Genomic DNA, 25411 nt, shown 5'->3' on the forward strand with positions numbered 1-25411 from the left:
TCGGCCGGCCCCGGCGCGCGGCTACCGGTGCTTGCTGGCGGCTTCCTCGGCCAGCCGCTGGCCGTCGGCGAGCGCCTTCTCGACAGTGGTCTGGCCGGCGATCGCGGCCGACACCTCCTGCGACACCTTCGTGCCGAGGTCGGCGAACTCGGGGATGCCGACGAACTGCACACCCAGGGCGGGTCGCGGCTGCACGCCCGGGCTGACCGGATCCGCCTCCTGGATGGACTTCAGCGTGATGTCCGCGAAGGCCGTCGCGGAGTCGCGGTACTCGGCGATCTCGTAGGTCGACTGGCGCTTGCCGGCCGGCACCCGGGGCCAGCCCAGCGACGAGCCGACCAGCTGCTCGTACTCCTTACCGGTCGCCCAGGAGATGAACTTCCAGGCCGCGTCGGCGTTCTGGGTGGTCTTCGGCATCGCCAGCGCCCAGGCCCAGAGCCAGCCCGACGATTCGGTCTTGTTCACCGGCGCGTACGCGTAGCCGACCTTGCCGGCGACCGTGCTGGAGTTGGGATCCTCCAAGGTGCCCGCGGCGGACGTGGCGTCGTACCACATGGCGGCCTTGCCCTGGCCGAAGGTGTTCAGGCACTCGGTGAAGCCGGACTGCGGCGCACCCGGTTGGCCGTGCTCCCGCAGCAGGTCGACGTAGAACTTCGTGGCCTCGGCGAACTCCGGAGCGTTGACCTTCGGCGTCCAGTCCTGCTCGAACCAGGTGCCGCCGAAGGTGTTGACCACCGTGGTCAGCGGCGCGAACAGCTCACCCCAGCCGGGCAGGCCGCGCAGGCAGATCCCGGAGACACCGGCGCTGTCGTCGTCGAGCTGCGCGGCGAACTGGGCCACCTGCTGCCAGGTCGGCCGCTCCGGCATGCTCAGGCCCTCGGCCGCGAAGAGCTCCTTGTTGTACATCAGGAACGACGACTCGCCGTAGAACGGTGCGGCGTAGAGCTTTCCGTCGGCGCCGGAGAGCGAGGCGACCATCGGTTCGAGCAGGTCACCCTTGTCGTACCCGGTGTCCCCGTCGGCGTACGAGCTGAGTTCGTGCAGCCAGTCGTTCTCCGCCCAGATCGGCGCCTCGTACGCGCCGATGGTCGCCACGTCGTACTGGCCGCCCTGGGTGGCGACGTCCTGGGTGACCCTGTCGCGCAGCTCGTTCTCCGGCAGGATGGTGAACCGCACCTCGATCCCGGTGTCCTTGGTGAAGTTGTCGGCGGTGACCTTGGCCAGGTCTTCCATCTGCGGGTTGCCGACCATCAGCACGGTGATGGCCGTGCCGTCGTCGGACGAGCCGCCGCCGGCTCCGGAGCAGGCGGTCGAGACCAGACCGACAGCGAGGGCGACGGCGAGCGTGCCGCGCCATCGGTGCGGAGTTCGTGTTCTGGGCACAGCGAACCTCCAGTGGTGGTGAGGGTGATGGGAAACCGGCCGGTGGCGCTCAGACGCGCAGCACCACCGGGCCGAGCAGTGAGTAGCGGTGCGCCTCGGATACCGGCAGCCCGGTGTCGGTGACGATGGTGTCGACATCCGCGACGTCGGCGAACCGGCAGAAGCTGTGCCCGCCGAACTTGGTGTGCACCCCGGCGAACACCACCCGCCGGGACACCGCGATCACCTGCGCCTTGACGGCCGCCACGGCGGGGTCGGGCGTGGTGAGCCCGTGCTTGCGGGAGATGCCGTTGGCGCCGACGTAGGCAAGGTCGATGACGAAGCCGGCGAGCATCCGGGTGGCCCAGTGGTCCACGGTGGCCAGCGTGCGTCCCCGCACGCGGCCACCGAGCAGCAGCACGGTGAGGCTGGGGTACGCGGCGAGGGCCGCCGCGGTGTGCAGTGAGGCGGTCACCACGGTCATGGGCCGGTGGGTGGGCAGCGCCTCGGCGATCAGTTGTGGGGTGTAGCCCTCGTCGACGAAGACCGACTCGGCGTCGCCGAGGTGCTGCACGGCGGCGGCGGCGATCCGTCGCTTCTCCACGACCAGCCGGGTCGCCCGGGTTTCCAGGGTCGTCTCGAAGCGGGCGGTCTCCACCGGGTAGGCACCGCCGTGGGTGCGGCGCACCAGGCCCTGCTGGGCCAGCAGGCTCAGGTCGCGCCGGACGGTCTCCGGCGCGACGCCCAGATCGGCGGCGAGCCTGCGCACGTCGACGTCACCCTGACGGCGAGCCAACGTCAGGATGTGGTGCCGCCGTCGCGTTGCGTCCACTGTGCACCTCCCGTCGGCTCGTGTGTCTTTTTGTAACACCGTTAACGGCGGGTGACCGCGGTCACCTGCCCGTCAATCGGGTGGGTTTGCTGCCCGAAGACGACCGCCGAACGGGCAGGGCAAACCGGGAACAAGCGAAGTACCTCCCCAGAATGCCTGCCCGATTGGCCACAGCACTCGCCCGAAACCCACCCGAGCCGCCCACTCGGGCAGCCCGGAACCGTCACCCCGGTGCGGCCCCGTTGTCGACGAGCCGGAAGTGGGTGGTCAGGTTCGCGTCGCCGAGCTCTTCGAGGATCAGGCCCCGGGTCGGGGAGTCCTGCAGGTACGCCGAGTAGTTGCTGATCGCGTAGGTCGGCTCGCCGTCCCGCTGCCCGTCGCGCACCACCGAGAACTGCTGCCTCGGCTCGTCCGGCAGGCAGGCCGCAGCGGCGACCCGCAGCGGATCGCTGCCCGCCGACCGCACCTCCCAACAGGCGTCGGTCAGGCCCTGCGCGACGGCACGGATCAGATAGGTGCCGGCCGCCTGCGGCACGAAGACGAACAACTGGCGGCCCTCGTCCCCATCCACCTCGGTGAGGCGGCCGTCGTCGAGCAGAGACAGCCCACCGGCCTGCTCGGCTGCCCGCACAACGGTGACCTGACGCTGCCCGGACAACACCGGATCACTGATCGGCGGGCCGGCAGTCGTCCCGCTCGGGCCGGGTGACGCGGCGGCCGGACCCGGTGTCAGGCCGACCGGCCCACCGTCCGACGCGCCGGACAGACGGACCAGAACGGCACCCGCGCCGAGCACTCCGACGAGCAGGGCGCCGAGCCCGGCGCAGACGGCTTGCCGACGGCGCCGACGGCTGTCGCCACGACGGCGGATGTCGGCGGCGGGCGGGACTCTGCCCTGCACACCGTGCCGGGCAACCGTCCGCAGCGACTCGTCGAGATGCGGCTCAGGCCACATCGCTGCTCCCCCTGCCCGTGGTCTGGTAGGCGTCGTCATCGGTCAGATGGGTGGCGAGCGCTCGGCGTCCCCGGGCCAGCCAGGTCTTGACGGTGTTCACGTTGGCGTCGACCTCCACCGCGATCTCGGGCACGCTGAGACCGACCAGGTGGTACAACACCACGACCCGGCGCTGGTCGGCGGAAATCCGGCGCAACGCCGCCACGACCGCCACGTGGTCGACCCCGCTGGCCTCGGCCTGCTGGCCGACGACGTCCCGGCGGTGGGCGCGGAGCCGGTTCACCGCCTTACGCCACGCGCTCACCGCGAGGCGGTACGCCACCCGGCGGACCCACGCCTCCGGGCTCTCACACTCCCGTACCGTCGCCCAGCGGTCCCAGGCCCGGGCGTACGCCTCCGCCACCACGTCCTCGGCCTCGGCCCGGCTGCCGGTCATCGCGGACAGATGTCCCAGGACACGCTGTGCCGACCCCGCGTAGAAGGCGTCGAACTCGTCAGCGTCGCGCATCGCTCACGTTCCCACTCGGTCCTGGTCGCTGCAGATCGGAGGCCCGGATGCGGCGGACGGCCCCACCCGGGCCGGATGCGGCCGTCGGCACCCTACCCTCGGGGCGCCGGCCCGGTGTCGTTGAACCGGAAGCTGCTCGCCGGCGGCACGTCACCCAACTCCTCCAGGATCAGACCCGATCGCGCGGAGTCCCGCAGGTACGCCCACCGGTTGCTGATCACGAATTCCCGGGGGCCGCCACCGGTCGCGGCGGCGATGACGAAACGCTGAGCTGCGTCCTTCGCGCGGCACGGCGCACCCCGCACGAACAGCGGCCGGGAGTTGTTCGGATTGTGCACCTGCCAGCAGACCGGCTTCCCGGTGCCGCCGCCGAGGTAGGACTTGATCAGGAATTCCGCACCGCCCAACGGAGTCGGCACGAACACCTGCCGACCTTGGTCGTCATCCACCTCGGCCAGCCGTCCGCGATCGAGCAGCGACAGCCCCGCCTCGAACGCGCCGACCCGGACGATCGTCACCCGCCGGGTACCGGAGAGCACCAGCGGCGTCGCGCTCGGCGTCGCCGCCGGTGCACCCGCCGGAGCCTCGGCGGCCGGTGCGGACGCCGCCGGGACCTCGGCGGCCGGTGCGGACGCCGCCGGCGCCTCGGCCGGGTCATCGGCCGCCGGGACCACCACCACCGGAGCCGACCCGGCGGACCTGCCGCCGGAAACCGTCGCGGGCGCCACCTGACACGCCCCCGACGCGAGTCCGGCCAACACCAGCAGGCTCACGCCGACGGACCTTCTGCCAACCAACACCGTTACCTCCCCAGCTGCCTGCGGCCGCCGTGTCCACGCCGGCCCCGTACCGGTCACTCGCGTCCGGTACAGCCTCATGACGTCTGGGCGTGGGGGATGGTTTCACCGGTTCGCCCAGGAGTTCCGGGCGAGCTGGCACGTTGCTACCGCAGCGACACCAGGCGCATGCCGGTGCGGATCAGCACCACCGCGCCGCCCGCGGCCATGACCAGGCCGACGCCGGGCATCAGTTGGCCCCAGCTACCGGTGCTGGCACTGAGACTGATCAGACGGGCCACCTGCCAACCGACGATGGCGGCGACGACCAGCCCGGGGATCAGGCTGTGCGCGATGGCGACCTTTCGGTACGGCAGGAGGGCGCCGGCGATGGCCAGGAACGCCACGCTCAGCGTCCACAGGCCGGGCCCGGCCACGCCGGACAGCGAACCGAACGGCGTGATGACCCAGGGCAGCAGCGAGCCGACCAGCGCCAGCAGGCCGCCGACAATCATGCCGACGCTGCCGGCATGCCGGATGCGCCGACGAGCCGGGGCGGCGGTGGATGCGATGTCTGCCATGTCCGGATGCTAGGCGCGCCAGACCGAAGGCCGGACCGGTGGATCGGTGAACGGTCGGGCGGCGTCGCTGGACGGACGGCCCGCCACCATGAACAGCCGCAAATCGGGCGGCACCGGCCCCGGGAACCGGACGGCCGACCGTTCACTGCGTCCAACGGACCGTTCACCGACCCGATCCTGCGCCTGGCGGATCGCCTCTTGCCTGGCCAGGCCACGTCACGTTCGCTTCGCAGAACGTGTGACCGAGCGCACAGCCACGTCGAGCAGAACGGCGGCGGGCAGGTGCGCATCGGGCATCGGCACCAGCACCGCGTCACCACCAACCGGGCGCCGTGTCGTAGGCCCCTCGCCGGATCAACCGGTTCCGTACCGACTAGGAGGCTCCCAGACATGACCGAGGTAACCCCCGATAAAGAAACCCGGGGCGGGGAACCGCCACCGTCATCACCACCGCCGGCGACCCCACCGGACAACGGCTGGCGTAAGGAGTACTGGAGCCGGAACCTGCGGCTCATGGTGATCCTGCTGACCGTCTGGTTCGTCGTCTCGTTCGGCTTCGGAATCCTCCTGGTCGAACCGCTCAACGAAATCGTCATCGCCGGCTTCCCGCTCGGCTTCTGGTTCGCCCAACAAGGATCGATCTACGTCTTCGTGATCCTCATTCTGGTGTACGCGAAGATGATGGACCGCCTGGACAGCCAGTTCGGTGTCGACGAGCAGGAGAACCAGGAGGCTGGCAAATGAGTCAGATCCAGACCTGGACGCTCGTCTTCATCGTCGCGTCCTTCGCCGTGTACCTCTACATAGCCTGGCGCAGCCGGGTCAAGGAGACCGCCGGCTTCTACGTCGCCGGCCAGGGAATCCCGACCATCGCCAACGGCGCCGCCGTCGCCGCCGACTGGATGTCCGCGGCGTCGTTCATCTCGATGGCCGGCCTGATCGCGTTCCTAGGCTCGGACGGCACCATCTACCTGATGGGCTGGACCGGCGGCTACGTGCTGCTGGCCCTGCTGATCGCGCCGTACCTGCGCAAGTGGGGCAAGTTCACGGTCCCGGAGTTCGTCGGTGACCGGTACTCGGAGACCGTCCGCACCATCGCCGCCGTCGCCGCGATCATCATCTCCTTCACCTACGTGGTCGGCCAGATGCGTGGTGGCGGAATCGTGTTCAGCCGGTTCCTCAAGCTGGACGTCACCGGCGGCGTCATCCTCGCAGCGGTCATCATCGGTCTGTACGCGGTGCTCGGCGGCATGAAGGGCATCACCTGGACCCAGGTCGCCCAGTACACCGTGCTGATCACCGCCTACCTGATCCCCGCTGTCGCGGTGGCCCAGCAGATGACCGGCATCCCGATTCCCCAGGTGTCATTCGGGCAGATCCTCAGCGAACTCGACGCGATCAGCGTGGAGATGGGGCTCAACCAGTACACCGAGGCGTTCGCGGCCCGACCACAGATCGACGTCTTCCTGGTGACCATGGCGTTGATGATCGGTACCGCCGGGCTACCCCACGTGATCGTCCGGTTCTACACCACGAAGAGCGTCCGGGGTGCCCGCTACTCGGCGTTCTGGGCGCTGTTCTTCATCGCGCTGCTCTACACCACCGCCCCGGCGGTCGGCGCGTTCACCAAGCTGAACCTGCTGCAGGATGTGAACGGGATCTCCGCGAACGCACTGCCCTCCTGGATCGGCAACTGGGCGGCGACCGGCCTGGTCACCGTCAACGACGGTGCGCAGACCATCAACACGGTCAGCAACAGCCCGACCTCCGGCGCCGATCTGATCGTCAACAACGACATCCTGGTGCTGGCCAGCCCCGAGATCGCCGGCCTGCCGGCACCGATCGTGGGTCTGGTGGCCGCCGGCGGTATGGCCGCGGCGATGTCCACCGCGGCCGGGCTGCTCCTGGTGATCTCGTCGTCCTTCTCGCACGACCTGTACTTCCGGCGGGTCAAGCGGGACTCGACCGACAAGCAGCGGCTGCTCGCTGGTCGGATCGCGATGGGCCTGGCGGTGCTGATCGCGATCTACGCCGGCATCAACCCGCCGGCGTTCGTGGCGCAGGTGGTCGCCTTCGCGTTCGGCCTTGCCGCGTCGACCTTCTTCCCGGCCATCGTGCTCGGCATCTTCTGGAAACGGTGTAACGCCACGGGAGCGGCGGCGGGCATGGTGTCCGGCCTGGTGTTCACCGCCACTTACATGATCTACACACTGCCGGTGTTCGGCACCGACGCCCACCCGCACATCTTCGACATCAGCCCGGAGGGCATCGGCACCATCGGCGCGATCGTCAACTTCGTCGTCACCATCGTGGTGTCGAAGATGACGGCGCCACCGCCGGACGAGATCGTCGAGATGGTGGAGAACATCCGGTACCCGTCCGCCCGGCGGGAGGTGGCCGCCGGCACCACCGCCGACTGACCTTTCGTCCTTCTGATCGAGTAGTGCAACCGGTCGCCGGCCTCGACATCGATGGCGAGGCCGGCGACCGGTTGCACTCTCTCTACAGCGTCCTAGGCGGATAGGTTGTTGGGATGGTGCGCCTCGACCTCACCACCGACAACCACCTCCGGCCCTGTGAGCTGCGTTACCTCCGTACCGGGAATCAGCTCATCGGCTGCGGGTTGGAGCCAGATATGACCGCCGCACCACACTCCCCACGTCCGGCCCGGCCGGGGAACCCCCGGTGACCGACACCGTCGCCGCGCCGCCGCCCGCCGCCATGCCGGGAGACCTGATGAGCCGCCGGCAACGCCTGCGGCTCATCCTGGTGCTCGGCTCACTGATCGCGGTGGGCCCGCTGACCATCGACATGTACCTTCCGGCGCTGCCCGCGATCGTCGACGACCTCGCCACCAGCTCGGCTGCGGTCCAGCTGACCCTCACCGGCACCCTGATCGGCCTCGCCCTGGGCCAGTTGCTGATCGGTCCGCTGTCGGACGCCGTCGGCCGACGCAAGCCACTGATCGCCGGCACCGTGCTGCACATCGTGGCCTCCGTGTGCTGCGCCCTCGCCCCGAACATCGCGGTGCTCGGTGCGCTGCGGGTCGTCCAGGGCCTGGGCGCGGCAGCCGCCGCCGTGATCGCCATGGCCGTGGTACGCGACCTGTTCAGCGGCTCGGCCTTCGCCCAACTGCTCTCCCGACTGCTGCTGGTGATGGGCGCCGCCCCGGTCCTCGCCCCGACGCTCGGCAGCGAACTGCTGCGGTGGACGCAGTGGCGCGGCGTGTTCGCGGCACTGGCCGTCTTCGGCATACTGCTGTTGCTGATCGCCGTCCGCGGCCTGCCGGAGACACTGCCGCCGCTACGCCGCCAACGCGGCGGAGCGGCGCCGACGGTCCGGCTCTACGGCTCCCTGCTGCGCGACCGCGCCTTCGTCGGTCTGGTGCTGGTCGCCGGGCTGGCCATGGCGGCGCTGTTCGCCTACGTCGGCGGCTCCTCATTCGTCCTGCAGGGGCAGTACGGGCTCGACGAGCAGCAGTTCGGGTTGGCCTTCGGGGCCGGGGCGATCGGCCTGATCGCGGCGACCCAGGCCAACGTACGACTACTGCGCCGCTACTCCCCGCGGCGGATCCTGGTGTCCGCCCTCCTCGTGGGCTCCGCCGCCAGCCTGGTGCTGCTCGGCTTCGCCGCGACCGGCATCGGTGGCCTGCCGGCCCTGCTCGCGGCGCTGTGGGTGGTACTCGCCACCGCCGGTCTGGCGCTGCCGAACGCCCCCGCGCTCGCCCTGACCCGGCACGGCGAGGCGGCCGGCACGGCCTCCGCCCTGCTCGGCGCGGCACAGTTCGGCATCGGCGCGGTCGCCGCCCCGCTGGTGGGCGCAGTCGGCACCGGAGCGATCGCGATGGCCCTGGTGATCGCCGGCGGCATGGTCTCGGCGCTGGTCGTGCTGCTGCTCGTCGTGCGCTCCGGCAGCCTCCCCGCCCTCAAGCCGGACCCCCTGGCCGCCCCGGCCCACTGACCCCGCCGCCGCACCGCCGCGTCGATCTAGGGATCATCGTCGCTGCCAGAGATCAACCAGCGACACTCATCCCTAGATCGACGCGGGGTGGGGTGGGTGGTGGGGATGTCGGGGTGTCTGGGGGGGTGCTCTAGCGTCCGGTGTCGTGAACGTGACCTACCGGCATCTCGGCTCCTCCGCGCTCGGCCAGGGATCGCTCGCCCTGCAGACCAGCGGCGGGCCCACGCCGAACCCGCGCTTCTTCTCCGGTTTCCTCATCACCCCGCAGGCGGCGGCGGTCGGCCTGCTGGCCGTGGCCGAGGTGGCCCGCACCCGGTACCACCGGCCGGTCAGCCCGGCCAGCCTCGATCCGGTGGTGACGGGCAGCCGCGACCGGTTGCGGTTCGAGTCCTTCTCCGGCTGCTGCGGGGTGTACGCGCGGCTCGACGCGATGCCCACCGGCCTCGACGGCGACGTGGTCGAGCACGGCACCACCAATGTCGACGTCAACACCCCGCTGCGTGCGGCGCTTACCCGGGTCGGTAGCCTGGATCCGCTACACTTGCCGGTCGGCCCCGACGACCTGACCGTCTCCACCATGGAGGGTGCGGTGGTGGAGAAGAAGGTCCCGCTACCGGTGCGCTGGCTGCGCGGCTTCGCCGAGGTGCAGGTGCTGGCCGCCCGCTTCGAGCCGCGGGCGGAGCTGCCGGCCGCCGAGGCCACCGCCTTCCTGCGCAGGCTACCCAAGGTCAACGACCGCTCGGCGCTCTGGGTGGTGCCGGCCGGTCGGTCGTTGCGACTGACCTCGCGGCCCGTCGCCGGGGCGGTCTGCCTGGCCGGGGCGGGCCGGCTGGCCGCGCAGCACCCGATGCTGCGCTTCGCGAGGACCATCCGGGTGTACGAGCCGACGGTAGCGGCCGGCTCCGCCGCGGTCCCGAGTGTCTGGGAGCTGGACACCGGTGCGCTGCGACTCTCGCTGGCCCTCTCCACCCGACCTGCTCACCCTGGCCGCGGAGACGGCCACGGCCACCGGTGTCCGGATCGAGGTGCCCGGCCTGGCCGACGTCGCCGGGCGGGGCGGATCCAGCCGCCTGGTCACCGAGGCCGGCCGCCTGCGCCGCGCGCTGGCCACCGGCGGATCGGGGCCCGGCAGGTAGGTCCGGCCGGGCCGGACCTACCTGCTGTGACACGGGACAAGACAGGCAACTGACCTGCCCGCGCCCGGCATCCGGCATCGGCTCGAACTACCGCAGGGCTGCCCGCCGACGACGCGGCGGGCAGCCCTGCGTGGCAGACGCAGCAGGTCAGGTGATCGGGACGGGGAACCTCTCCCAGACCCGGTGGTTGGCCATCAACTGCTGTACGGCGGTGAATGCCTCGCTGCCGTCCTCGCCGGTGACCACACCGGGCGAGCCGGCGACACCGGCCTGCTCCAACGCGGCGACGCCGCTCCCCCACGCGCCGATGGCCTTGGCGTGCCGCCAGCACTCCTCGACCATGAGCAGCACCCGGGGGTCGACCGTGGCGGAGCCGGCCGCGCCGGCCTTGGCGTCGCGGGCCGGCAACGCGTCGGGCGCCGGCGCGGGCGACGCGGCGAGCAGGACCGCGTCGAACTCGACCGAGCGGGCGGTGGCGAAGTTCCGCTGGGCGGGCAGGTCGCCGAGCATCCCGCCGTGTGGCGCGATCAGCAGCGGCACCATGTCGGCGGCGAACACGGCCCGGCGTACCGCGCTGACGGCGTCCAGGTCGCTGTCGTGGCCGACGACGATGCCGATCGTCCGGCCGTCGGCCGGCCATTGCCGGCCGATCTGGGACAGCGCGGGGCTGGGGGTGACGTCGGCCAGCGGCACGGTCGGCTCCGGAGCGGGCAGGCCCAGACCGGTGGCGACCTGGGCGCAGAGCACCGGGTCGATGTTGGCCAGGCACTGGAGCTGCCGCTCCTTGATTGCCTGGTGGTAGCACTTGCCCAGCTCGAAGGTGTACGCCCGGATGATGTGCTCCTGCTCGACCGGGGACATGCTCAACCAGAACAGGCGTACCTGACTGAAGTGGTCGTCGAACGAGGCGGGGCTGGCGCGTACCTTGGGGGCCTCGGCGACCCGCACCGGCACGTCGACGAAGGCGTTTTCGGCGTCGCCGGCCGGGAACGGGTTGCCGCCGTCGAGCGAGTTCGGCCGGTAGGGCGCCACTCCGGCGTGGATGGCCTGCTGGTGGAGGCCGTCGCGCAGCATGTCGTTGACCGGGGCGTGCGGACGGTTAATCGGGATCTGCGAGAAGTTGGGGCCGCCGAGGCGGGTCAGTTGGGTGTCCACGTACGAGAAGAGCCGGCCCTGCAACAGCGGGTCGTTGGTGACGTCGATGCCGGGCGGCAGGTGACCCAGGTGGAAGGCGACCTGCTCGGTCTCGGCGAAGAAGTTCGTCGGCGTCCGGTTGAGGGTCAGCCGGCCGACCGGCTGCACCTCGGCCAACTCCTCCGGCACAATCTTCGTGGGGTCGAGCAGGTCGATGCCGGCGAAGGTCTCCTCGGGGGTGTCGGGGAAGACCTGGATGCCGAGTTCCCACTCGGGGAACGCGCCGGCCTCGATGGCGTCGTACAGGTCCCGCCGGTGGAAGTCCGGGTCCGTGCCGCTGAGCAGCTGGGCCTCCTCCCAGACCAGGGAGTGCACGCCCAGCTTGGGCTTCCAGTGGAACTTCGCCAGCACCGTCTCGCCCGCCGAGTTGAGCAGGCGGAAGGTGTGCACGCCGAAGCCCTCCATGGTCCGGTAGGAGCGGGGGATGCCCCGGTCGGACATGTTCCACATGGTGTGGTGCTGCGCCTCGGTGTGCAGCGACACGAAGTCCCAGAAGGTGTCGTGGGCGCTCTGTGCCTGCGGGATCTCGCGGTCGGGGTGCGGCTTGCCGGCGTGGATGATGTCGGGAAACTTGATGGCGTCCTGGATGAAGAAGACCGGCATGTTGTTGCCGACGAGGTCGAAGGTGCCCTCATCGGTGTAGAACTTCGTGGCGAAGCCGCGGGTGTCGCGGACGGTGTCGGCCGAGCCACGCGAGCCGAGGACGGTGGAGAACCGGACGAAGACCTCGGTGCTGCGGCCCTTGGCGAGAAAGCCCGCCCGGGTGACCGCCTCGGCGGTGCCGTAGGCGGTGAACATGCCGTGCGCGCCGGCACCACGGGCGTGCACGACCCGCTCGGGGATGCGCTCGTGGTCGAAGTGGGTGATCTTTTCCCGCAGGTGGTGGTCCTGCAGCAGCACCGGACCGCGCCGGCCCGCCTTGAGCGAGTGGTCCGTGTCGCGCAGCCGCGCCCCCTGCGAGGTGGTGAGGAAGGCACCCTGCTGCCCGTTCGCGGTGGCCGGTGCGCCCGTCTTCGCGCCGGTCGGAGTGCGGGTCTGCGGTGCGCCCTGCTCGGGCTTCGGCGGCAGCGGTTCGTGCGGTGTGGTCGGCTCCTCGTAGGTCGGCGGGGCGCTGCCCGGAGCGCCGGGCAGGTCCGGGGTGAGCACGTCGGTGACTTTCTCCGCTGCGGACTCCACGACGTCCTTGACCGCCTTGGCGGGGTTGCGGGCATCCATCTTGACGAGTACCTCCCTGGGGCACGAAGGCCGGATCTCAGCGCGATACCCCGGGCAGAACCAGCAAAACGGAGCCGGTGGCGCGGATGTGGGTATCCCCGGTCACGCCAGTGGCAGCTGCTCGAAGTACGCCTTCGTCGCCGGGTAGTAGGCGTCGAAGGACGGCATCGGCGTCTCCTCGTGGGCCGCCACCAGCCGGTCGAGGTAGTACTCCCAGCCCGGCCCGACCTCGCCGATGCCGGCGGTGTCCGTCAGGTGGTGGACGAAACGCAGCTCGGTCCGGTCGCCCTGCGTGCTCAGCAACAGCTCCAGCCGCCAGTGGCCGTACTCGTCACGCGTGGACACGGCCAGCCGCCGGGGCGGCTCGCACACGTCGATCCGCAGCTCCGACCAGGGCGTTCCCTCCTCGTACGCCAGTTGGACCTGGATGCTGCGGCCCGGTCCGGCCTCGCCTTTCCAGGGGCCGTACCAGCGTGCGGTCCGGTCAGGTTCGGTCAGGCTGGCCCAGACGTCCTCGATCGGGGCCCGGAACTCGCGGGTGAGGACCAGGTCGGGCCCGTCGGCGGTGCCGAAAAGCCGACCGGATGGGATTGGTGTCATGCTGTCCGCTCCTCGTTGGGATTCGGCGAGCCGCCGGTGCGGCGCTCGCGACGGGTACGGTGAATCTCGGTCTCCAGCGCGTCGAGCCGGCGCTCCCAGCGCTCGGTCTGATCGAACTGGGCCAGCCAGCGGGTCAGGTCACCGAAGCGGGTCGGGTCCAGTTCGTAGCTGCGCTCGCGGCCGCTCACGGTGTCCCGCACCAGCCCACTTTCCCGCAGTACGCGCAGGTGGCGGCTGATCGCCGGCCGGCTGATCTCGAACTGCTCGGCGATCCGGCCGGCCGTGAGCCGACGCTCCCGCAGCACTTCGAGGATGCGTCGGCGAACCGGATCCGAGATCGCCCCGGCCACCTTGTCCACGAGCAGAAGCGTAACTGATCGGTTACATGTTCGCCAGCACTCGCGCACGCCACGGTGTCGAGCTGCCCGTCGACGATCGGCAGGTGACGCCTCCGGACGACGCGGCGGCGAACCCTCGCGCGCGGGGCGCGTTGACAGCGCCACACGTGGCGTGATGTGCTCACGCCGCAACGGTAATGACAACCGTGGTCGTTGGCCGAGGAGGAGCGTGTCGCTCACCGTGCCGCCGGACCTGCTGCGGGCCGCCGAGTCCGGGCCGGTCGACGACGGGTCGTTCGTGGCCCGCGTCCGGGAGTCGCTGCCGTACGCCGGGCAGACCGTCAGTCGGGTCGCGTCGGATCTGGCCGGGGCCGAGGCCGCCTTCGCCGACAACCAGATCCCGCCGCCGAGTGAGGCGGAACGAGGGCGGTTGCTGCGTGACTGCTGAGGCCATCGACGCCCGGCGGGTCGGACGGGGCGTACGCACGCACCTGTTCCTGCTCGCCGGGCAGCGCCCCGGCGACACCCACGCCGCCGCCCTGGCGAACGCCCACGACTACGGCCGAGCCGCCGAGGCCACCGGGTTCGACGGGGTGTGGATCGCCGAGCACCACTTCATCTCCTACGGGGTGTGCCCGTCGGCGGTCACGTTCGCCGCGCACCTGCTCGGCGCGACGCGGAGCATCGAGGTCGGTACCGCCGCGTGCATCCTGTCCAACCGCCACCCGGTCGCGCTCGGCGAGGAGGCGGCGCTGCTGCACGAGTTGTCCGGCGGCCGGTTCCGGCTGGGTGTCGGTCGCGGCGGACCCTGGGTCGACCTGGAGGTCTTCGGTACCGGGCTGGACCGGTTCCACGAGGGGTTCCACGACTCGCTGGAGTTGCTGGCCCGGTGGCTGTCCGGGCAGCCGACGGTCGGCGGCAGCGGCCGCTTCCCGTTCCGGCCGGTGCCGGTGGTGCCCCGCCCACCCGGCCGGCTGCCCGTCTGGGTCGCCGCGACCTCGACCGGCACGGTCGACCTCGCGGCCCGGCACGGCCTGCCGCTGCTGCTCGGCCTGCACGCCGACCTGTCCGAGAAGGTGGAACTGCTCGACCGTTACGCGCGCACGGCCACCTCGCACGGCCACGACCTCGCCGGCATCGGCCATGCCAGCGCCCATCTCGCCCAGGTGGCGGAGACCGACGAGGCCGCGGCAGAAGCGGTGCGGGTCGGGCTCGCGCCGCTGCTGGCCGGTGTCCGGGAGTACGTCCGCCTGGACGGCGCGCCGGCCGGGCAGCGGGATCCGGCCGACTACGCACGGCATCTGATCGACATTCACCCGGTGGGCTCGACACGCCGCTGCCGGCAGGCCGTCGCGCGGGCCGCGGCCCTGCCGGGCGTACGGCATCTGCTGTTCATGGTGGAGGCGGCCGGCGGCCGCGAACCCACCCTGGACAACATCGAACGGCTGGCCTCTGCGGTACTCGACCTCGCACCGCGCCGGGAGCCACCGACGTCGGGGATGAGGCCCGCCTCGTCGCCGAGCGCGGTCAGGCCGGTGGGGCCACGATCTGGATGAGGTTGCCGAAGGTGTCGTCGAAGACCGCGGTCGTCATGCCGCCGACGCTCAGCGGCTCCTGGGTGAAGGTCACTCCGAGAGTGGTAAGCCGCTCGTGCTCGACGGCCACGTCCGGCACGCCGAACATGCTGTACGGGATCCCGAACAGTAGGCAAGCGTACGCTTGCGAGTCAAGTGGTCGGGGCTGGCGGCGAGGTGCTTCCGCCCGACGGGGGCAGGGGCAGCTCGACGGCAGCCACCTGGCCGCCCCGCGCGGCGGAGTGCGCGGGTGGCGGCTTATCGGTACGCGGCAGGCGGCTGTACACCTGACTCCCGCCGGCCGGGTCGGGCCGCCGGGTCACCTCACAGGTCACCATCAGGATGGGTGGGGGTGGCGCGACGAACCGGCCGGCGCCCCACCGCACCCAGAGGGGAACCCGTCCAGCCTCAGCCTCGGCGCGCAGCTTCTCCCAGGTACGACGACGCGTACCGTGATCGACCTCGACCACCACCGGCGGCCCGTCCGGGCGGGCGCAGGCCACGTCGAGCACCGAGTGGCGCGCCGACATCGGCGGCGGCAACGGCAGCACACTGGACGCGCGTCGGTAGACCCGCCAGCCACGCTCCTGCGCCCAGCCGACCACGGTGTCGATCAGCCGGGCGGTGACCTGGTCCGTGGTCAGGTCGGTGAAGGCGACCGTGTCGATCCGGTCGGCCAACGACACCGCCAGCCGCTCCCCGTCCACGCCGACCTCCACCGCCGCAGGGTAGCCTGATCGGCGGCGCGGGATCGGCGCGATTGTTCCGGTGAGGTTAAGCTCGGTCCCGCTTGGACGGCAGGCCTGGCGCGGGCCGCGACATCTTGCGACGCTAGTGATCGTGTATGACTACGACCTGTTGGTACTGGGCTCCGGCCCCAGCGGCCAGAAAGCCGCGATCGCCGCCGCCAAGCTGGGCAGGCGGGTCGGCCTCGTGGAACGACGCGACATGATCGGCGGGGTGTGCATCAACACCGGCACCGTCCCGTCCAAGACCCTGCGGGAGGCCGTGCTCTACCTGACCGGCCTCAGCCAACGGGACCTCTACGGCAGCAGCTACCGGGTCAAGGACGAGATCACGGTCAGTGACCTGGCCGCCCGGACACAGCACGTGATCAACCGGCAGACCGACGTCATCCGCAACCAACTGGCGCGCAACCGGATCGCGATGATCACCGGTACCGGCCGATTCGCCGACCCGCACGCGGTCTGGGTCGACGGCGGCTCCGGGCGCGAATCCAAGGTCACCTTCGACAAGGCCGTCATCGCCGCGGGTACCCGCCCCGCCCGCCCGGACAGCGTCGACTTCGACGACCGCACGATCGTGGACTCCGATGGCGTCATCAACCTGCAGGCCGTACCCCGCAGCATGGTGGTGGTCGGCGCCGGCGTGATCGGCATGGAGTACGCCTCGATGTTCGCCGCGCTCGGCACCAAGGTCACCGTGGTCGAACGCCGGGAGAGGATGCTCGACTTCTGCGACGAGGAGATCGTCGAGTCGTTGAAGTACCACCTGCGCGACCTCTCCGTGACGTTCCGATTCGGCGAGGAGGTGGCTGCGGTGGAGAAGCACCACAGTGCCGCCCTGTGCGTCCTGAAGAGCGGCAAGAAGATCGTCGCGGACACTGTCATGTACTCGGCCGGCCGGCAGGGCCAGACCGACGGACTGGCCCTGGAGGCGGCCGGGCTGGCGGCGGACCGGCGTGGCCGGATCGAGGTGGACGCCAACTACCGCACCTCGGCGACGAACATCTACGCCGTGGGTGACGTGATCGGCTTCCCGGCGCTGGCCTCGACCTCCATGGAGCAGGGACGGTTGGCCGCGCAGCACGCCTGCGGCGAGCCGGACCGTCCGATGCACGAGTTGCAGCCGATCGGCATCTACACGATTCCGGAGATCAGCTTCGTCGGGAAGACCGAGGAGGAGTTGACCGACAGCACCACGCCGTTCGAGGTGGGCATCGCGCGCTACCGCGAACTGGCCCGCGGCCAGATCGTCGGTGACTCGTACGGGATGTTGAAGCTGCTCGTCTCACCGGGCGACGGTCGGCTGCTCGGGGTACACGTCTTCGGCACCGGAGCCACCGAGATCGTCCACATCGGGCAGGCGGTGATGGGCTGCGGCGGTACCGTCGACTACCTGGTCGACACGGTGTTCAACTACCCGACCCTGGCCGAGGCGTACAAGGTGGCCGCCCTGGACGCCGCCAACAAAATCCGCAACATCAGCCGGATCGACGGCTGACTGCATACGGAATGTAAGCCCGCGGGGCCGGCGGCGGCCAGGAAAGGCCGCCGCCGGCCCCGCGGGCCGCCGCCTTGCACCGTTACCTGGCCGCCACCGCTGGCGCTCTGGCGGGGCCGAGGTGCCGGGCGTACGCGCCCGTGGTGAAGAACGACGGCAGGTCCTCGCCGAGAGCAGTCTCCTCGACGATCCGCGCGGCCTGCTCGGCACGCACCCGCCCGGTGTCCGCACGCCCCTCGGTCAGGGCGGCCAACTCCTCGGCCAGCATCGAGGCGACCAGTTCGCCGGTGACGCAACCACCACCGGTCAGCGGCGTGCGGTGGTGCAGCCACTGCCAGACCTGGCAGCGGGCGATCTCGGCGGTCGCGGCGTCCTCCATCAGGTTCGACAGCGCCACCGCACCCGACCCGCCGAGCCAGGCGTCGATGTAGCGCAGCGCCACCGCGATGTTGGCGCGCACCCCCGCCTCGCTGACCTGGCCGGGGGTTTTGTCGACGGAGAGCAGCTCGCCGGCGGTGACCTCGACGTCGTCGCGGCGCCGGTCGATCTGGTTCGGGCGCTCGCCCAGCACCGCGTCGAAGACCTCGCGGCAGGTCTCCACCAGTCCCGGGTGGGCGACCCACGAACCGTCGAAACCGTCACCGGCCTCCCGTTGCTTGTCCGCCCGCACCCGAGTCAAGGCCAGCGCGTTGACCTCCGGATCGCGGGCCGGCACGAAGGCGGCCATCCCGCCGATCGCGTGAGCGCCGCGGCGGTGGCAGGTCCGCACCAACAGCTCGGTGTACGCGCGCATGAACGGCACGGTCATGTTCACCTCGGACCGGTCCGGCAGGACGAAGTCCGGCCACTGCCCGAAGTTCTTGATGACGCTGAAGATGTAGTCCCACCGGCCGGCGTTCAGCCCCGCCGAGTGCTCGCGCAGCTCGTAGAGGATCTCTTCCATCTCGAAGGCGGCGGTGATCGTCTCGATCAGCGTCGTCGCCCGGATGGTGCCCTGCGGCAGGTGCAGGTAGTGCTGGGCGAAGACGAAGATGTCGTTCCAGAGCCGCGCCTCGCGGTGGCCTTCCAGCTTCGGCAGGTAGAAGTACGGTCCGGCACCGGCGGCGAGTTGGCGGCGGGCGCAGTGGAAGAAGTACAACCCGAAGTCGACCAGGCTGGCCGAGACAGGTCGCCCGTCCACGACGATCCCCTTCTCCACCAGGTGCCAGCCGCGCGGCCGGACCACGATGGTGGCCAGTTCCTCACCGAGCGCGTACCGCTTGCCACGCGGGTCGGTGAAGTCGATCCGGCGCTCCAGAGCGTCGATCAGGTTGAGTTGACCGTCGATGATGTTGTGCCAGGTCGGGGCGGTGGCGTCCTCGAAGTCAGCGAGCCAGACCTTGGCACCGGAATTCAGCGCGTTGATGGTCATCTTGCGGTCGGGCGGGCCGGTGATCTCCGCCCGCCGGTCCAGCAGGCCCGGCGCGGGCGGCGCCACCTGCCAGTTCGGGTCGGCGCGCAGACCGGCTGTCTCGGGCAGGAAGTCGGGCAGCTGACCGGTGGCGAACCGGTCCCGACGCGCCCGGCGGGTGTCCAGCAGGGCCACCCGGCGGGCCGCGAACTCGCTGTCCAGCGCGACCAGGAAGGCGAGCGCGTCGGGCGTCAGGACCTCGTCGAACCGCTCCGCCATCGGGCCGATGATCTCGTGTCTCATGAGAACTGCTCCTCCTCGGTGGAGCCACGCAGTGCGGTGGTCTCGCCGGCCGGGTTGAGCACCGTGCTGATCAGGTCGAAGTAGCCGGTCCCCACCTCACGCTGGTGCTTGACCGCGGTGTAGCCGGCCGCCTCAGCCGTGAACTCCCGCTCCTGCAGGGAGACGTAGGCCGGCATCCCGTCGGCGGCGTAGCCCCTGGCCAGGTCGAACATCGAGTAGTTGAGCGCGTGGAAGCCGGCCAGCGTGATGAACTGGAACTTGTACCCCATGTGGCCGAGTTCGCGCTGGAACTTGGCGATGGTCGCGTCGTCGAGGTGCTTGCGCCAGTTGAACGACGGCGAGCAGTTGTAGGCGAGCAACTGGTCCGGGTACTGGTCCTTGACCGCCTCGGCGAAGCGGCGGGCCACCTCCAGGTCCGGCTTGCTGGTCTCCATCCACAGCAGGTCGGAGTGCGGGGCGTAGGCCAGGCCCCGGGCGATGCACGGCTCGATGCCGTCGCGGACCCGGTAGAAGCCCTCGGCAGTGCGTTCCCCCGTGACGAACGGCTGGTCCCGCTCGTCGACGTCGGTGGTGAGCAGCGTGGCGGCCTGGGCGTCGGTACGGGCGATGACCACGGTCGGCACGCCGGCCACGTCGGCGGCGAGCCGCGCCGACTCCAGGGTGCGGATGTGCTGACCGGTGGGGACGAGCACCTTCCCGCCCAGGTGGCCGCACTTTTTCTCGGAGGCCAGCTGGTCCTCCCAGTGCACACCTGCGGCGCCGGCCGCGATCATCGCGCTCATCAGCTCGTACGCGTTGAGCACGCCGCCGAAGCCGGCCTCGGCGTCAGCGACGATCGGTGCCAGCCAGTCGATCGCCGAGGTGTCCCCCTCGGCGGTGGTGATCTGGGCGGCGCGCAGCAGGGCGTTGTTGATCCGGCGCACCACCGCGGGCACCGAGTTGGCCGGGTAGAGGCTCTGGTCGGGGTAGGTGTGCCCGGCCAGGTTGGCGTCCGCGGCGACCTGCCAGCCGGAGAGGTAGATCGCCTTGAGGCCGGCCCGGACCATCTGCACCGCCTGGTTGCCGGTGAGCGCGCCGAGCGCGTGTATGTAGTCCTCGCTGTTCAGCAGCCGCCACAGCCGGTTGGCGCCGTGCCGGGCCAGGGTGTGCTCCTCCTGGATCGCGCCGCGCAACCGCACCACGTCCTCGGCGCGGTAGCTGCGCCGCACACCCCGCCAGCGGGGGTTGGTGTCCCATTCGTGCTGCAACTGCTCGACTGCGGTAGCCATCGTTTTCCCATTCCCTTCGGTTTTCCTCGGCACTCCGGTGACGCTGCGCCAACACCGAGCCTCCGGTGTGCAACCCACGGTCACATGGCCGCAGGGACGGGTCGAGAGACGGAAGAAGCCAATTATTGAAAAGTCAACGAGCGCTTTTGCCAAGTTGCGAAAGCCTCCATTCGCAGCAGTGCTAATGTGACCGGATCCGGTTCCGTGGAGCAGGGAGCAGGGAGGTGAGGGCGATCGCCAAGACCTTCGCCGGTGCCCGGCTGCGCCGGATGCGCGAGGAACGTGGCCTCAGCCAGACGGAGCTGGCCCGGCACCTCGCCATCTCCCCGAGCTACCTCAACCAGATCGAGCACGACAGCCGGCCGCTGACCGTGCCGGTGCTGCTGCGGATCACCGAGCTGTTCGGTGTCGACCCGACCGTGTTCGCCGCCCACGACACCCCGCGCCTGGTCACCGGGCTGCGCGAGGCGCTGCCCGGCCGGGCCGGCCTGGCCGAGTTGACCGAGTTCGCCACCCGGCTGCCCGAGGTCGCCGCGGCCGTCATCGAGCTGCACCGCCGCTACCAGCAGGCCGACGAGCAGCTCGCCGAGCTGGTCGGCGACCGCGAGCGGGTCGGCCGCAGTCCGCACGACCAGGTGACCGAGTTCTTCTACCGGCGGCAGAACTACGTGCCGGACCTGGACGAGGAGGCCGAACGGCTGGCCGTACGGATGGGACTGCGCCGTGGCGAGGTCCGCGCCCTGCTGCGCGACCGGCTGGCCCAGCGCCACGGGGTACGCGTCGCCCGCGAGGACGCCGCCGCGCTCGGCGGCGAGCTGCACCGCTACCGGCCGCAGACGCGCACCCTGCACCTGTCCACGTCGTTGCGCGCCGGGCAGGAGGCCATGCGGATGGCCGCGCAGATCGCGCTGCTGGAGTTCGCCGACGTCATCGACGAAATCGTGGAGTCGGAGAAGTTCGACGACGCGCAGACCCAGATCCTCACCCGGGTCGGCCTGGCCAACTACTTCGCGGCGGCGTTGATCCTGCCCTACGAGCACTTCCTCGCCGCCGCCGAGCAGCGCCGCTACGACATCGACCTGCTCACCCAGCACTACGCGATCGGCTGGGAGACGGTCTGCCACCGGCTCAGCACCCTGCAACGCCCCCGGGCGCGCGGGGTGCCGTTCTCGTTCGTCCGGGTCGACCGGGCCGGCAACATGTCGAAACGTCAGTCCGCCACCGGCTTCCCGTTCTCCCGCACCGGCGGCACCTGCCCCCTGTGGAACGTCTACGAGGCGTTCGGCTCGCCGGGCCGGGTGGTGACCCAGGTCGCGGCGATGCCGGACGGGCAGCGTTACCTGTGGATCGCCCGCACGATCACCCGCCACCACGGCGGCTACGGGCAACCCGGCAAGGTGTACGCGATCGGGCTGGGCTGCGAGACCCGGCACGCCGGCCGGCTGGTCTACTCCACCGGGATGGACCTGCACGCGGCCGAGGCGGCGACGCCGATCGGACCGGGCTGCAAGACCTGCGAGCGGTTGACCTGCCCGCAGCGCGCCGCACCGCCGATCAGCCGGCAGTTGGACGTGGACGAGAACCGTAGCACCTTCATCCCGTACCCGCTGCGGACCTGAACCCGGTGCTCCACTGCCGGTACGGATACACTTTCAGCCCCTCCACGAGTACCGGGCAGGTGCATGGCCTCTCGTCCCTCCCCCGTGCCGCGCCCGCTGGTCGTCGCCGTCGTCTGCCTCATCTCGGTCGCCGGGCTGCTGGCCGGCTGTTCGGTCTCCGACGCGACCGGGACCGCCCGGCTGCGGGTGCTCCAGCTGAACCTGTGCAACAGCGGAATGGCGAAGGGCTGCTACACGGGTCGGTCGGTGGCCCGTGCCGCCGAGGTGATCCGCAGCGAGAACCCCGACGTCGTCACCCTCAACGAGATCTGTTCCGGCGACGTGGACCTGCTGGAGCAGGCGATGCGACAGGCCCACGACGGCACCGTGGTGGGCGCCTTCCAGCCGGCGCGCAACGGCCGCACCGGCGAGCCCTACCGCTGCGTCAACGGTGAGCAGTACGGCGTCGGAGTACTGGCCTACATCGCGCGGCCGTACCGTGGCCACGAGGTGCACGCCGGGATCTACCCGGCGCAGGATCCGGCGGACCCCGAGCAGCGGGCCTGGCTCTGCGTCGACGCCACCGGCGTCTACTACGCGTGCACCACGCACCTGGCGTACACCAGCTCGACGCTGGCGCTGGCCCAGTGCGGGCACCTGCTCGACACCGCCATCCCGCAGCTGCACGCCCGCCACCGCTACCAGCCGACAGTGGTCAGCGGCGACCTCAACCTGCGCCACGGCGGCACACCCGACGTGCGGTCCTGCGTACCGGCGGACCACCTGCACCTGCACGACGGCGGGGTGCAGCAGCTCATGGCCACGGCCGACGTCACGATCCGCGACAGCAGGTCGATCAGCATGGACAGAACGACCGATCACGCGGCGTTCCTGGTCACCCTCACGATTCCCGGACCGGGCGACCCCGCCCACTGAGCCGCCCGGTCAGTCCCACCAGAACGCCCAGGTCGGGGCGTCGACCAGGCGGTCGGCGTATCCGGCGACCGTGCGCGGTCGCTGCCCCTGCCACACGTTGTCCGGGCAGAAGGCGAAGTGCTCGGCGGCCACCCGCAGCGCCTCTGCGGAGTGCGTCGGCGGCGCGGCGACGCTCAGGTACAGCTCGGCGAATCCGACGCCGATCACCCGCACCCCGAACCGCTCCTCCCAGCTGCGCAGCACGGCGCAGAGCTGGGCGGTGTCGTTGGTGTGGTTGATCGCGCCCTGCCAGCCCAGCACGGCCAACGCGTCACTGCCCCGCTCCGCGGCGACCAGCCCGAGCCGCATCGCAGGCTGAGCCTGCGACAGCTGCTCGGCCCAGTGGTCGGCGTGCCGCTCCGGCGTCACCCGGGGCTCGACCGCGGGCGCCAGCCCGGGCCAGTGCCGACCGTAGGGGGCGGTTACCGCGATCCGTCGTTCGCCGGACAGGTGGTCGTCACCGTCGTAGGGAGCCGTCTGGGCGGCCCACCAGCCGGCGAGCAGCCGGTCCGGATCATGCTCGGCCGGCGACGAGACGGCGTCCGGCCAGAACTCGCCGGCCGCCCAGGGACGCGATGGCTCACCGTCGTAGCCGTCCAGCAGCATCGGCCACAACCCGGACTGCCGGTGCGCCGCGCGCAACCGCGGCCACAGCGCGGCCGATGCAGGGTCGTCGGACAGCCACAGCGAGGGCCGCTCGGCGTCACCCTCGTCGCCCCGCACCGCACGGCCGGCCGGCAACGGCACGGACAGTGTGCGCGGGCCCGCGTCCGTCCCCGCGAACAGCTCCAGCAGGTCGGACGGCATCTCGATGCGCTGCGATGTCACGAGAAGTGAGGATATCGGGTGCCTCCGACAACCGACCAGAGACAAGCCGGTCCATTCCGGCAGGAAACGAGCTGGCGGCACCGGACGCGGCTGGATGCCGGCAGTCCAGGTGTCGTGGCGTCAATCGGCGAGGATCTGTTCGCGGAGGATGTCGGCGTGCCCGCCGTGCTGGGCGAGTTCGCGCAGCACATGCAGGTAGACCCAGCGCAGCGGGATCGGGCCACGCCGGTTGCCGGGCAGCACGTCGTCCAGGTCCAGGTCCGCCGTGGCGCGTCGGGACGCCGCACAGGCTTTCCGGTGCGCTCGCTGGACGCTGTCAACGGTGTCGGTGTCGTCGAGGACAAACGACTCGTCCGGCGTCGTGGGGATGCCGATCTCAGCGCGTGATCGGCCGGTGACCCCCTCGTCAAACCAGACCCTCTCCACGAAGGCTGCGTGTTTCACCAGCCCCAGCAAAGTGGTCCGCGACGGGACCAGAGACCGGCGGGCCTGCTCCTCGCTCAGCCCGTCGAGGCAGCCGTTGAGCACGGCGCGGTGCTCGTCGAGAAACGTCTCGAGCTGGGTCCGAATCGGCTGATGGAGGGCTCCTTCGGCGGAGCCGTGCGACAGGGAAGGCATGGCCGCAGCATCCCAGAAGCAGCTCCACCCAACAACTGTCGCGGCAGTGAGCTGACCCCTGCGCCGACCCGCAGGCCGGCGGTCAGGCGGACGCCCGCCACACCACGGGGGTGGGCAGCAGGATGCCGCCGGGTTCGAAAGGCGCACCTCGCAGTTGCCGCAACACCAGATCGGCGGCGCGGGCACCGAGTTCGTTCGCAGGCTGATGCACGGTCGACAGGGCGGGACTGGTGCGCTGCGCCCACGGACTGTCGTCGAAGCCAACGATTCCAACATCCTCGGGCACAACGCGGCCGGCCTCGCGAAGCACCTGCAACGCGCCGGCGGCAACGAAGTCGGACGCGGCGACGACGCCGTCGATCCGGGGCTCCCGGTCGAGCAGCACCCTCATGCCGTGCATACCGGAGACGTAGTCGTAGTATCTGACCTTGGCCACCAGCCTCGCGTCGAGGCGCTCTCCGAGCGCCAGCTGGAAACCGAGGAGCCGGTCTGCACCCGAGTCGCGGTCCAGCGCGGCGGCGATCATGCCGATGCGCCGTCGTCCGGTGGCCGCCAGCCGCTCGGTGATCGCCCGCGCGGAACCGACGTTGTCGATGCCCACGTAGGGCACGTCACGCCCCAGGTCGGGTGGATGGCCGACGAACGTGGCGGGCAGCGCCATCTCCGTCACGATGCGGGTGATCGGGTCGTGCGCCCGGGCCGAAACGATGATCACGCCGTCGACGAATCCACCCATCAGGTACTTGGCGATGCGGGCGAGGTCACGCGCGGAGTCGACCACGAGGTTGACCATCTGGTAGTCGGCGGCGGAGAACACGGCGTTGGCGCCGAGCATGATGGCACCGATGTTCGGGTCTTCCAGCAGTTGCCCCTGCGGTTCGAGGACGATGAAGCCCACCGCCTGGGAGCGCTGGGTGACCAGGTTGCGCGCGGCGGTGTTCGGCACGTAACCGGTCTCGGTGATGGCGGTCTCGATGGCGTCGCGGGCCGCCGTGGACACGTACCCGCCATGGAGGAATCGGCTGACCGTTCCGCGTGACACACCTGCGGCGGCGGCTACGTCGTGCACGGTGGCCCGCTTCGACGTTGCGTTCCGTCGCTGCACGCGGACACTGTAGCGCCAGCAGGTGGCGCGACCGCGAGAGCAACCGCCTTG

Annotated in this window: 24 protein-coding genes and 1 pseudogene; 9 read left to right on the forward strand and 16 right to left on the reverse strand. The window is 70.8% G+C overall.

All coding sequences use genetic code 11. From position 1 onward, the window contains the following. Positions 1-21: 21 nt before the first annotated feature. From ACFHWY_RS08130 to ACFHWY_RS08155, 6 genes are all read right to left on the reverse strand, one after another. Positions 22-1383, reverse strand: coding sequence for an ABC transporter substrate-binding protein (locus tag ACFHWY_RS08130; RefSeq protein WP_416579488.1), 1362 nt, complete (start codon positions 1381-1383; stop codon positions 22-24). Between the two features lie 49 nt (positions 1384-1432). Further along, positions 1433-2194 (reverse strand): DeoR/GlpR family DNA-binding transcription regulator, encoded by a 762-nt coding sequence (locus ACFHWY_RS08135; protein ID WP_416579489.1) that lies wholly within the window; start codon positions 2192-2194, stop codon positions 1433-1435. 223 nt (positions 2195-2417) lie between these two features. Further along, complete coding sequence (locus ACFHWY_RS08140; protein WP_416579490.1) at positions 2418-3149, reverse strand: RICIN domain-containing protein; 732 nt, start codon at positions 3147-3149, stop codon at positions 2418-2420. Continuing rightward, positions 3139-3657: an RNA polymerase sigma factor gene (locus ACFHWY_RS08145; RefSeq protein ID WP_416579491.1), complete on the reverse strand. Its 519-nt coding sequence runs from the start codon at positions 3655-3657 to the stop codon at positions 3139-3141. Before ACFHWY_RS08145 ends, ACFHWY_RS08140 begins: the two co-directional genes overlap by 11 nt. A gap of 92 nt (positions 3658-3749) precedes the next feature. Beyond that, positions 3750-4430: a hypothetical protein gene (locus ACFHWY_RS08150; RefSeq protein ID WP_416579492.1), complete on the reverse strand. Its 681-nt coding sequence runs from the start codon at positions 4428-4430 to the stop codon at positions 3750-3752. Positions 4431-4600: 170 nt separating this feature from the next. Continuing rightward, positions 4601-5014, reverse strand: a complete 414-nt coding sequence (locus ACFHWY_RS08155; protein ID WP_416579493.1) for a hypothetical protein — start codon at positions 5012-5014, stop codon at positions 4601-4603. 390 nt (positions 5015-5404) lie between these two features. Here ACFHWY_RS08155 and ACFHWY_RS08160 point away from each other — a divergent pair, with 390 nt between their 5' ends. The 4 genes from ACFHWY_RS08160 (at position 5405) to ACFHWY_RS08175 (ending at position 10163) form a co-directional block, all read left to right on the forward strand. Continuing rightward, positions 5405-5758, forward strand: a complete 354-nt coding sequence (locus ACFHWY_RS08160; protein ID WP_416579494.1) for a DUF4212 domain-containing protein — start codon at positions 5405-5407, stop codon at positions 5756-5758. Next, positions 5755-7434: a sodium:solute symporter family protein gene (locus ACFHWY_RS08165; RefSeq protein ID WP_416579495.1), complete on the forward strand. Its 1680-nt coding sequence runs from the start codon at positions 5755-5757 to the stop codon at positions 7432-7434. Before ACFHWY_RS08160 ends, ACFHWY_RS08165 begins: the two co-directional genes overlap by 4 nt. 316 nt (positions 7435-7750) lie before the next feature. After that, on the forward strand, positions 7751-8974 hold the full coding sequence (locus ACFHWY_RS08170) for a multidrug effflux MFS transporter (protein ID WP_416579551.1): 1224 nt from the start codon (positions 7751-7753) through the stop codon (positions 8972-8974). A gap of 145 nt (positions 8975-9119) precedes the next feature. Then, positions 9120-10163, forward strand: coding sequence for a hypothetical protein (locus ACFHWY_RS08175; protein WP_416579496.1), 1044 nt, complete (start codon positions 9120-9122; stop codon positions 10161-10163). 94 nt (positions 10164-10257) lie between these two features. On the opposite strand, the gene ACFHWY_RS08180 is transcribed toward ACFHWY_RS08175, so the two are convergent. The 3 genes from ACFHWY_RS08180 to ACFHWY_RS08190 form a co-directional block, all read right to left on the reverse strand. Then, the gene (locus ACFHWY_RS08180) at positions 10258-12519 is read right to left on the reverse strand and encodes a catalase (protein WP_416579497.1); all 2262 of its coding nucleotides are present in this window, start codon (positions 12517-12519) and stop codon (positions 10258-10260) included. A gap of 102 nt (positions 12520-12621) precedes the next feature. Further along, entirely contained in the window at positions 12622-13119 is a 498-nt protein-coding gene (locus ACFHWY_RS08185; RefSeq protein ID WP_416579498.1) for an SRPBCC family protein, read from the reverse strand. Further along, entirely contained in the window at positions 13116-13478 is a 363-nt protein-coding gene (locus ACFHWY_RS08190; protein ID WP_416579499.1) for a metalloregulator ArsR/SmtB family transcription factor, read from the reverse strand. Before ACFHWY_RS08190 ends, ACFHWY_RS08185 begins: the two co-directional genes overlap by 4 nt. Positions 13479-13686: 208 nt before the next feature. Between ACFHWY_RS08190 and ACFHWY_RS08195 the strand changes: the two are divergent. Both ACFHWY_RS08195 and ACFHWY_RS08200 read left to right on the forward strand, forming a co-directional pair. Beyond that, positions 13687-13896, forward strand: a pseudogene (locus tag ACFHWY_RS08195) (SCO5389 family protein); the annotation flags it as partial. Next, positions 13895-15013, forward strand: coding sequence for an LLM class flavin-dependent oxidoreductase (locus tag ACFHWY_RS08200; protein ID WP_416579500.1), 1119 nt, complete (start codon positions 13895-13897; stop codon positions 15011-15013). The pseudogene ACFHWY_RS08195 and the gene ACFHWY_RS08200, both read left to right, overlap by 2 nt. Here ACFHWY_RS08200 and ACFHWY_RS08205 read toward each other — a convergent pair. Together ACFHWY_RS08205 and ACFHWY_RS08210 are read right to left on the reverse strand one after the other, a co-directional pair. Continuing rightward, a complete protein-coding gene (locus ACFHWY_RS08205; protein ID WP_416579501.1) occupies positions 14985-15131 on the reverse strand; it encodes a hypothetical protein in 147 nt (48 codons plus the stop codon). The two genes, ACFHWY_RS08200 and ACFHWY_RS08205, sit on opposite strands and share 29 nt — an antisense overlap. Before the next feature lie 52 nt (positions 15132-15183). Further along, entirely contained in the window at positions 15184-15750 is a 567-nt protein-coding gene (locus ACFHWY_RS08210) for a hypothetical protein (protein WP_416579502.1), read from the reverse strand. A 121-nt stretch (positions 15751-15871) separates the two neighbouring features. On the opposite strand from ACFHWY_RS08210, the gene sthA reads away from it, so the two are divergent. Further along, entirely contained in the window at positions 15872-17275 is a 1404-nt protein-coding gene (sthA, locus tag ACFHWY_RS08215; protein WP_416579503.1) for a Si-specific NAD(P)(+) transhydrogenase, read from the forward strand. A gap of 82 nt (positions 17276-17357) precedes the next feature. On the opposite strand, the gene aceB is transcribed toward sthA, so the two are convergent. Continuing rightward, the gene (gene aceB / locus ACFHWY_RS08220; RefSeq protein ID WP_416579504.1) at positions 17358-18968 is read right to left on the reverse strand and encodes a malate synthase A; all 1611 of its coding nucleotides are present in this window, start codon (positions 18966-18968) and stop codon (positions 17358-17360) included. Next, positions 18965-20236, reverse strand: coding sequence for an isocitrate lyase (gene aceA, locus ACFHWY_RS08225; protein ID WP_416579505.1), 1272 nt, complete (start codon positions 20234-20236; stop codon positions 18965-18967). Before aceA ends, aceB begins: the two co-directional genes overlap by 4 nt. 224 nt (positions 20237-20460) lie before the next feature. Here aceA and ACFHWY_RS08230 point away from each other — a divergent pair, with 224 nt between their 5' ends. Both ACFHWY_RS08230 and ACFHWY_RS08235 read left to right on the forward strand, forming a co-directional pair. Beyond that, positions 20461-21855 carry a short-chain fatty acyl-CoA regulator family protein gene (locus ACFHWY_RS08230; protein WP_416579506.1) on the forward strand — a complete coding sequence of 465 codons (1395 nt, stop codon included), beginning with the start codon at positions 20461-20463 and terminating at the stop codon, positions 21853-21855. Between the two features lie 63 nt (positions 21856-21918). Beyond that, positions 21919-22770 (forward strand): endonuclease/exonuclease/phosphatase family protein, encoded by an 852-nt coding sequence (locus ACFHWY_RS08235; protein ID WP_416579507.1) that lies wholly within the window; start codon positions 21919-21921, stop codon positions 22768-22770. Positions 22771-22779: 9 nt separating this feature from the next. Here ACFHWY_RS08235 and ACFHWY_RS08240 read toward each other — a convergent pair whose 3' ends face one another. The 3 genes from ACFHWY_RS08240 to ACFHWY_RS08250 all read right to left on the reverse strand — a co-directional run bounded on the left by ACFHWY_RS08240 (position 22780) and on the right by ACFHWY_RS08250 (position 25360). Then, positions 22780-23637, reverse strand: a complete 858-nt coding sequence (locus ACFHWY_RS08240) for a DUF4253 domain-containing protein (protein WP_416579508.1) — start codon at positions 23635-23637, stop codon at positions 22780-22782. Positions 23638-23757: 120 nt separating this feature from the next. After that, complete coding sequence (locus ACFHWY_RS08245) at positions 23758-24255, reverse strand: DinB family protein (RefSeq protein WP_416579509.1); 498 nt, start codon at positions 24253-24255, stop codon at positions 23758-23760. 82 nt (positions 24256-24337) lie between these two features. Then, positions 24338-25360, reverse strand: coding sequence for a LacI family DNA-binding transcriptional regulator (locus ACFHWY_RS08250; RefSeq protein WP_416579510.1), 1023 nt, complete (start codon positions 25358-25360; stop codon positions 24338-24340). Between the last annotated feature and the right edge of the window lie 51 nt (positions 25361-25411).

Source organism: Micromonospora sp. LOL_024, assembly GCF_048060415.1.
Classification (GTDB): domain Bacteria; phylum Actinomycetota; class Actinomycetes; order Mycobacteriales; family Micromonosporaceae; genus Micromonospora.